The sequence below is a fragment of the Longimicrobium sp. genome, from assembly GCF_036554565.1.
Taxonomy (GTDB): Bacteria; Gemmatimonadota; Gemmatimonadetes; order Longimicrobiales; family Longimicrobiaceae; genus Longimicrobium.
Genome location: NZ_DATBNB010000548.1, coordinates 1 through 8164, shown reverse-complemented (window position 1 = coordinate 8164; position 8164 = coordinate 1). Strand labels below are relative to the sequence as shown.

Annotated in this window: 9 protein-coding genes and 1 pseudogene; 5 read left to right on the top strand and 5 right to left on the bottom strand. The window is 71.2% G+C overall.

What is annotated here, in order from left to right; all coding sequences use genetic code 11:
• From VIB55_RS15120 to VIB55_RS15110, 3 genes are all read left to right on the top strand, one after another.
• The coding region (locus tag VIB55_RS15120) for a 1-deoxy-D-xylulose-5-phosphate reductoisomerase (protein ID WP_331877493.1) at positions 1-759 on the top strand (759 nt) is incomplete at its 5' end.
• Positions 753-2108 (top strand): RIP metalloprotease RseP, encoded by a 1356-nt coding sequence (gene rseP / locus VIB55_RS15115; protein ID WP_331877492.1) that lies wholly within the window; start codon positions 753-755, stop codon positions 2106-2108. The genes VIB55_RS15120 and rseP, both read left to right, overlap by 7 nt.
• 163 nt (positions 2109-2271) lie before the next feature.
• The gene (locus VIB55_RS15110; RefSeq protein ID WP_331071674.1) at positions 2272-2652 is read left to right on the top strand and encodes a TraR/DksA family transcriptional regulator; all 381 of its coding nucleotides are present in this window, start codon (positions 2272-2274) and stop codon (positions 2650-2652) included.
• Between the two features lie 125 nt (positions 2653-2777).
• Here the strand turns inward: VIB55_RS15110 and VIB55_RS15105 are convergent, their stop codons facing one another.
• The 5 genes from VIB55_RS15105 to VIB55_RS15085 form a co-directional block, all read right to left on the bottom strand.
• Positions 2778-3599, bottom strand: a complete 822-nt coding sequence (locus VIB55_RS15105; protein ID WP_331877491.1) for an MBL fold metallo-hydrolase — start codon at positions 3597-3599, stop codon at positions 2778-2780.
• 127 nt (positions 3600-3726) lie between these two features.
• Positions 3727-4956 (bottom strand): putative sugar nucleotidyl transferase, encoded by a 1230-nt coding sequence (locus VIB55_RS15100; RefSeq protein WP_331877490.1) that lies wholly within the window; start codon positions 4954-4956, stop codon positions 3727-3729.
• A 273-nt stretch (positions 4957-5229) separates the two neighbouring features.
• The gene (locus tag VIB55_RS15095) at positions 5230-6315 is read right to left on the bottom strand and encodes a mannose-1-phosphate guanylyltransferase (RefSeq protein ID WP_331877489.1); all 1086 of its coding nucleotides are present in this window, start codon (positions 6313-6315) and stop codon (positions 5230-5232) included.
• Positions 6312-6728, bottom strand: a complete 417-nt coding sequence (locus VIB55_RS15090) for a response regulator (RefSeq protein ID WP_331877488.1) — start codon at positions 6726-6728, stop codon at positions 6312-6314. Before VIB55_RS15090 ends, VIB55_RS15095 begins: the two co-directional genes overlap by 4 nt.
• A 52-nt stretch (positions 6729-6780) precedes the next feature.
• On the bottom strand, positions 6781-7134 hold the full coding sequence (locus VIB55_RS15085) for a roadblock/LC7 domain-containing protein (protein WP_331877487.1): 354 nt from the start codon (positions 7132-7134) through the stop codon (positions 6781-6783).
• A 223-nt stretch (positions 7135-7357) separates the two neighbouring features.
• On the opposite strand from VIB55_RS15085, the gene VIB55_RS15080 reads away from it, so the two are divergent.
• Together VIB55_RS15080 and VIB55_RS15075 are read left to right on the top strand one after the other, a co-directional pair.
• Entirely contained in the window at positions 7358-7915 is a 558-nt protein-coding gene (locus VIB55_RS15080; RefSeq protein WP_331877486.1) for a hypothetical protein, read from the top strand.
• A pseudogene (locus VIB55_RS15075) lies at positions 7915-8164 on the top strand (serine--tRNA ligase); the annotation flags it as partial. The gene VIB55_RS15080 and the pseudogene VIB55_RS15075, both read left to right, overlap by 1 nt.

The window sequence follows — 8164 nt, the reverse complement described above, 5'->3', positions numbered from 1 at the left end:
GCCGCCCGGCGCGGCGGGGGCGAGCTGACCCCCGTGGACAGCGAGCACAGCGCCATCCTGCAGTGTTTGTCGGGCACGCGGGCGGAGGACGTGCGCCGCCTGGTGCTCACGGCCTCGGGCGGGCCCTTCCGCGAGTGGCCGCTGGAGCGCATCACCGCCGTCACCCCCGCCGACGCCCTGCGCCACCCCACCTGGAACATGGGCTCCAAGGTCACCATCGACAGCGCCACGCTGGCCAACAAGGCGCTGGAGGTGATCGAGGCACACTTTCTCTTCGGTGTGGGGTACGACCGCATCGAGGCCGTCGTCCATCCGCAGTCCATCATCCACTCGATGGTGGAAACGGTGGACGGCTCGGTGCTGGCGCAGATGGGCTTTCCCACCATGGAGATCCCTGTCCTCTACGCCCTGACGCACCCGGAGCGCCTGCCGTACCAGGCGCGGCGGTACGACCCCGTGGCGGGGGGGCCGCTGACCTTCGAGGCGGTGGATACGGCCCGGTTTCCCGCCTTTGCGCTGGGGTTCCAGGCGGGGCGCGCGGGGGGGACGGCGCCGGCGGTGTTCAACGCCGCCAACGAGGTGGCCGTGGCCGAGTTCCTGGCCGGCCGCTGCACCTTTCCCGGCATCGCCGAAGCCATCTCCGACGCGCTGGAGCGGTGGCCCAATGGCCCCGTAGACACCCTGGACGACGTGCTGGCGGCCGATGGATGGGCCCGGCGCGCCACGGACGATTTCCTGAACCAGCTGGCCCCGTGCTGACTGTCGTCGCGACCCTGGTCGCTCTTTCCGTACTGATCCTCATCCACGAGCTGGGGCACTTCTTCGCCGCCAAGTCGGTGGACATCGCCGCGCCCACCTTTTCGCTGGGGCTGGGGCCGCGCGTGACCGGCTTCAAGTGGGGCGAAACAGACTTCGTGATCTCGGCCATCCCGCTGGGCGGATACGTGAAGATGGCGGGGATGGAGGACGACGAGGCGATGGAGGTGCTGGAAGGCGGCGAAAAGGCGCCCCCGGTGGACCCGGCGCGGACCTTCGACGCCAAGCCCATCTGGGCGCGCACCTGGGTGATCTCGGCCGGGGTGATCATGAACCTGGTCTTCGCCCTGCTCGCCAACATCGTGCTGGCCGCGGGCCAGGGCGAGCCGTACATCGGCACGCGGCGGCTGGCGCCCATGCACGAGCTGGGCGGCAGCGCGGCGCAGGTGCGGCAGATTCCCGTCGGCGCTGAGGTGGTTTCCGTCGCCGGCCGGCCGGTGGGCGACTACAACCAGATGCAGGAGCGGCTGGCCGACCTTCCCGCGGGACCGGTGCAGCTGGGGGTGCAGGGCGGCGCGCCGGTGACGCTGCAGCTTCCCGCCGCCGGCCCCAGCCGCGACAGCGTACAGGGCGCGCTGCGTCCCTACAGCCCCCCCGTGTTCGCCATCGTGCTTCCCGACCGCCCCGCGGCGAAGGCGGGGCTGAAGCCGAACGACCGCATCGTGGCGATCGGCGGACAGCGGGTCGTCGCGTGGCACGAGGCGGTGGAGCGCTTCCGCGGCAGCCCGGGCAAGCCCCTGCAGGTAGAGGTGGAGCGTGGGGGCAAGCGGGTTTCGGTGGTGATGACGCCCGACGCCGAAGAGGAAAAGGTGGACGGGCAGAAGCGGATGGTGGGCAAGATCGGCGCGCAGGAGCTTCCGCTGATCCACTACCGCAAGATGGGGTTCGGAGCGGCGATCGTCCACGGATGGCACCAGACGGTGGCGATGGTGGAGCTGCTGCTGACCACGCTGCGCGACCTGGTGACCGGCGCGCTGTCGCCGCGCAACCTGGGCGGCCTGCTTTCCATCGGCGAGGCGTCGGGGCAGAGCGCGCAGCAGGGCGGATGGAGCTTCCTGGAGTTCCTGGCGCTGCTTTCCGTGAACCTGGCCGTGCTGAACCTGCTCCCCATCCCCATCCTGGACGGCGGGCACCTGATGTTCCTGCTGGTGGAGGCCGTGCGCGGCAGGCCTCTCTCGGTAGAGGCCCGCATCCGCCTTTCGCACGTGGGGCTGATCATCGTGGTGGGGCTGATGCTGTGGGCCAACGGCAACGACGTGGTGCGCTACATGGAGCGCTTCTTCGGCGGCTGAAGCGGAGGCCCGGGGGGCGCACTTGAACGCGCGCCCCATTTGATGCTACATTTCCCGGCTGTTCCGCACCTCTGCCGGGAACGGATGTTCGTTCGAATTCGGGCGCGCCCCGCTCCGGGGCTTCCTGCGCCGGGCCACACCAGTGACAGTCGAGACAGGCGACATGGATCGGACCCAAATCGAATCCATCGAGCGTCTTCTTGTGCGCGAGCGCGACAAGATCAGGCGTTCCATCGGCCGCTTCCAGCAGCACTCCGTCAGCCGCGACTCTGCCGACGCGGACCTTTCCAGCTACTCGTTCCACATGGCCGACCAGGGCACCGACGCCATGGAGCGGGAGAAGTCGTTCCTGTTCGCCAGCAAGGAAGGGCGGTACCTGTACCGCATCGAAGAGGCGCTGCGCCGGCTGTACACCGAGCCCGAGGCGTTCGGCATCTGCCACGGCTGCCAGAACGAAATTCCCTTTCAGCGGCTGGAGGCGCTGCCGCATGCGCGCTACTGCCTGGACTGCAAGCGCCGCGAAGAAGAGGAGAAGGCGGCCTGAAGCAACTGCAGTTTCACGCAGAGGTCGCAGAGGGGAAAGAGAGGACGCAGAGAAAAAGAATGCTTTTCTCTGCGTTCTCTCCGTTTTCTCTGCGTCCTCTGCGTGAAACAGCCCTTCCGGCGGAGCTAGAACAGCGCCATCTGCGGCGGCAGGCGCAGGGCCTTCAGGCGCGTGACGTCGATGGGGGCCATCGGGCGGTCCTGGGCTGCCACGTCGAGCATCCCGGAGAAGCGCCGCCTGGCCAGCGCCTGGCCCACCACTTCCCTGGCCAGCGACGGCTCGTTGGCGTTCTCGCTCAGGTGGGCGAGCACCACGGCGCAGAGGCCGTCGTGGAACAGCTCCGTCACCAGCTCGCCGGCGGCGCGGTTGGAAAGGTGGCCGTGGCTTCCGCCGATGCGCGCCTTGACCGACCAGGGATAGGGGCTTTCGCGCAGCAGGATCTCGTCGTGGTTGCTTTCCAGCACCAGCACGTCGCAGCACCGCAGGGCGTGCCGCACCCCCGCCGTCGCGCGACCCAGGTCGGTGGCGATCCCCAGCTTCTCGCCCGTTCCCGCCTCCGTCACCGTCACCGCAACGGGATCGATGGCGTCGTGCACCGTCAGGAACGGCGTCACCACCAGCCCGCCGATTTCCACCGGCGACGCGCTCTCGTACGTCCGCACCTCTTCGCTGCCGTCCAGCAGCTGGCGGCAGGCATTGCGGGTGAGCTCCGTCAGGTACAGCGGCACGTTCCACCGCCGCGCGGCCACGCCCATCCCGCGGGTGTGGTCGCCGTGGTCGTGCGTCACCAGCAGGGCGGTCAGCGAGGCGGGGTCCACCTCCACCTCCGCCAGCCGGCGTTCCAGGTCGCGCCCGCTGAACCCGGCGTCCACGAGGAGGCGGGTGTCGCCGGATTCCACCAGGATCGCGTTTCCGCGGCTGCCGCTGCCCAGGATGGTGACGTTCAAGGAAGTGCGAGAGTGCGAAAGTGCGGGAGTGCGAAAGTGAAGAACGGAGAAACGCTCTCCCCTGCTCCAAATGTAATCGAAGTGGGGGAGAGCGTCTAACCCTGTCCGGGCGCGGTGGATCGGCGCGTCAGCCTTCGCCGCCGCGGGCCAGGGTCCAGGCGCGTTTCAGGGCTTCGGCGTAGCTGCCGGCCATCTGCACCTTGCGGCGCGCCATCGCCCGCTTGGCCACGTCCAGGAACTTGTCGGCCCGGTACGCCGTCAGCTCGTCCCCGGTGCCCCAGCTGAACGGCGGGACGTACTTGGGCGGCATGGCGGCGCCGTACAGGTTGCTTCCCGCGCCCACGACCGTGCCCGTGTTCAGCAGCAGGCCGATCCCCGTCTTCACGTGGTCCCCCAGGAAGCAGCCCAGCTTGATCTCGCCCGTGTCGCGCTCCCCCTCCGGCGTCCACAGGCGCACGCTGCCGTAGTTGTTCTTCAGGTCGCTGTTCGTCGTCTCCGCGCCCAGGTTCACCCAGGCGCCCAGGTAGGCGTGGCCGATGTGGCCGTCGTGCGCCTTGTTCACGAAGTCCAGGCACACGCTCTCGGCGAACTCGCCCCGGATGCGGCACCCCTGGCCGATGGTCACCTGCTCCAGCGGGCCGCCCAGCACCGTGCTGTTGCGCCCGACGTAGGCCGGACCGGCGAGACGGGTGAACGCGCGCACGGTCACCCCGTCGTCCAGCCACACGGGCCCGGAGGACAGGTCCAGCACCACCCCCGGCTCGATGCGCACGCCCTCGCCCAGCACCAGCGAGTGATCCCCGATGCGGTGCGCGCCCGCGGGGAGGTCGACGGCGAGAGGTTCCGGGAAGAGCGACTGGATGTCGATCGTCAGCTGGTCGCCGTTCCCCGACATCAGCTCCCACACGGGGCCGATCATCCGCCCCGCAAGCTCCACCGCGCCGGTGCGGTCCAGCATGGTGGGCGGGGCGTCGAAGAAGCGGGCGTCGGGGCCGGGAGTGCCGTCGGGCGCGAACCAGCCCGCCACCTCGCCGTTCACCAGGATGGGCCCGGCCCCGCCGCGCCGGGCCTTCCACACCTCGCCGCTCCCCCAGGCCGGCACCGCGCGGGCCGAGAGGAACAGCCGCTCGCCCTCCGCCGGCGCGTCCGCGTAGCCAATGACCGGGGGAGAATCACCCTCGGCGAAGCCCACCAGGTGATCCGCCGCGAGGTGCGCAACGCACCGCGCGCCGAACACCCGCTCGGCGCGGCGGCGCATGGACAGGGCGCCGAACGCCAGCTCGCCACCCGGCCGCGTGAGCGCGAACGGCTGCCACCCGCGGGAAATCGCGTCGTCGAAGAGGATCAGGGAAAGCATGGAAGGGATAGTGCGTGAGTGCGTGAGTGCGTGAGTTCGGGCGCGCCCCTCTGCACGATCCGGACTACCGCAGTTCCGTCAACCGATTTCACGCGGAGGCGCGGAGGTGCACGGAGAGCCGCGGAGGCGCGCCGCAGTTCCTCCGCGACTCGTCAGTTCCTCCGCGCCTCCGCGTGAATGCTGTTGCAGTTGCGGGTTGGCATCCGGGAAAACGACGAGTGCGGAAGTGCGCACCAGGGCCACTTCCGCACTCACGCACTCACGCACTGCAGTTCAGTCCAGCTTCCGCAGCGCCTCCGGCAGCCGCTCCAGCATCGACTTCAGCTCCGGCAGGCGCTCGCGCTGGGCCACGAAGGCCACGCCCTCCGTGCGGACCACCACCACGTCGGTCAATCCGAAGGCGACCACGGGGCCGGCGTCCGCGTACAGGATGCACCCGGTGCTGTCCACCGCGTGGGCTTCGCCCAGGAGAACGTTGCCCGCCTCGTCGGGGGTGCGCGTGCGCGCCACCGCGTCCCACGCGCCCACGTCGTCCCAGGCGAAGGTCGCGCGCACCACGCCCACCCGGTCCGAGCGCTCCAGCAGCGCCTCGTCGATGGAGATGGTGGGCACCCGGGCGAAGAACTCGGCCGTGGCATCGGGGCCGCCCCGGCGCAGCAGGGGGACGAGCCCGGCGAACTCCGGCGCGTGCCGGTCCAGCTCGTCGAGCAGGTCCGCGCAGCGCCACACGAACAGGCCCGTGTTCCACAGGTACGTCCCCGCCGCCAGGTACCCCTCCGCCGTCTCACGGTCGGGCTTTTCGACGAACTCGGCCACCGCGTTCCCCGGCTCCGGGTGCGCGTCGCCGTCCAGGGTGGACAGCGGCGCGCCCAGGTGGATGTAGCCGTACCCGGTCTCCGCCCGCGTGGGCGGAACGCCGATGGTGAACAGGCGGCGGTGGCCGGCCGCCAGCTGCGCCGCGCGGGCGATCAGGGCGCGGAACGCCTCCGGGGGATGGATGACGTGGTCGGCATGCAGCGACACCATCACCGCGCCGGGGTCCATCCGCTCCAGCTCGGCGGCGGCCCACGCCAGCACCGGCGCCGTTCCCGCCGCGCGCGGCTCCAGCAGCAGGTTTCCGCCGTCCAGCTCGGGGAGCACGGAAAGCAGCGGCTCCGCCAGGTGCGCGCCGGTAAGGATGCGCAGCCGCTCGGGCGGGATCAGGGGCGTGATGCGGTCTACCGTGTCGCGGATCAGCGGCTGGTCCGAGGCCAGCGGAAGCAGCTGCTTGGGGCGGCGCGGGGTGCTCACCGGCCAGAAGCGCGAGCCCACGCCCCCGGCCAGGATCACCGTCCACAGGTGAGGCCCGCCGGCGGTCATTCGTCGTCCTCCCCGGCGGGGGGGCCGCCGAACAGCTCGTCCACCCGGGCCAGCAGCTTCTTGGGGCTGAAGGGCTTGGTGAAGAAGTCGGTGGCGCCCAGCTCCAGGGCCTGCCGGCGGTCGGCGTCCTGGCCCTTGGCGGTAAGGATGATGATGGGCGTGTCGCGCCGGTGCGGCAGCTGGCGCGCCTCGGCCAGCACCTCCAGCCCGGTGGCGTACGGCATCATGATGTCCAGCAGCACCACGTCGATGGGCTCGGGGCCCTGCAGCTCGTCGAGCGCCGCGCGCCCGTCGGCCACCAGCGTCACCTCGTACGGCCCCTGCTCGAGCTTCATCTGGATGATGCGGCCGATGTGGGGCTCGTCGTCGGCCACGAGCACGCGGCGCGGCCCGCCGTCGGGAGTTTGGGTCATGAGGTCCGGCGGTGCGAAGGGAACCGGGTGGGCGCGGACGGGGTTGTATCGCTCACACCAGCGCGGCCAGCTCGTCGCGGCGGTCGGCCAGCTCGCGCAGCAGCGGGGCGAAGCCCACGCCCTCGCCCAGCAGCACGGCCAGCAGCACCTCGGGCGAAAGGGTGGACACCAGCACCACGCCGTGCTCCAGCCGGGCGGCCACGACCGACGCGGGGCCCGCGCCGGCGGCGCGTCCCAGCTGCGAGGCGGCGCTGGCCACGCCCGGCACCATGGCCGACACCGTCTCGGCGTCGAGCGGTCCCTCGCCCTGGTGCGCGATCAGCAGGCCGTCGTGGCCCAGCACCAGCACGTGCTGCACCCCCGGGTGGCCGCGAAGCGAGGAAAGGGCCGTCTCGAGCTGGGGCATTTCGCGCGCTCTCCGCCGTGGTGAAAAGGGCCGGTGGAACGCGAGCAACGTACCGGCGGGCGCGGCCCCGCGTCAACCCTGGAAAACCGGGCGGCCACCTTGACGGGCGCTCCCGCCGCCCCCTATGGTTACCCGCGCGCCCGCCCTCGTGGCGGCGCTGTTTTTTTCACGCGTCCACCCGCGCAGCGCGCGCGGGCCGGGCCGCTCCTGGAGGGATCCGGCGGTGCGACTTTCGCTCCTTGCTCTTGTGCTCGTTCTTCCTTTCGCCGGCGCGCTCAGCGCCTGCGAAGGCAACTCGTTCTTCGGCGAGCCGCGGCTCCGCGCCGACACGGTTTCGCTTGCCGCGGCCACCAGCGCCACCACCTTGGCCACGGCCATCAACCTGGTTCCCCAGGGGCTGGGCGGCCCGCTGGAGAGCTTTCCGGAAACCCCGGCCGACGCCGACCGCTACGACTTCACGGTCCGCGTGGTGGGCGGCCAGCTGGTGCTGCGCCCCTTCGTGCCCATCGGGAGCGGGAGCGGCGCCGAGATCGGCCGCTCCACCCGCGACTTCGACGCCCTGCGCGAGGCGCCCCGCAGCGGCGCCGACTACGGGGAAGAAGCCGTGCCGCTGGTGCTGAAGGCCACCTACATCATGCGCTCGCGTCCCTGGAGCAACGGCGTGCAGCGCTGCCAGACGTACGCCAAGGCCAAGGTGACGGCGCTGGACGCGGCGGCGCAGACGGTGCGCCTGGCGGTGGTGCTGAACGAAAACTGCGACGACGAGCGCCTCGCCGACTGATGATCGACGTTCGGCTGATCCGGCAGGACCCCGGCGCCGTCCGCCAGCGGCTGGCCGCGCGCGGCAAGGGCGACGAAACCAGCGCAGCGATCGATCGCGTGCTGGCCCTCGACGCCGAGCGGCGCGCGCTGATCGGCGAGGGCGACGAGCTCAAGGCCCGCCGCAACGCCGTCAGCCAGCAGGTGGGCGAGCGCAGGCGCCGGGGCGAGAGCGCCGACGACCTGATCGCCGAAACCCGCACGGCCGGCG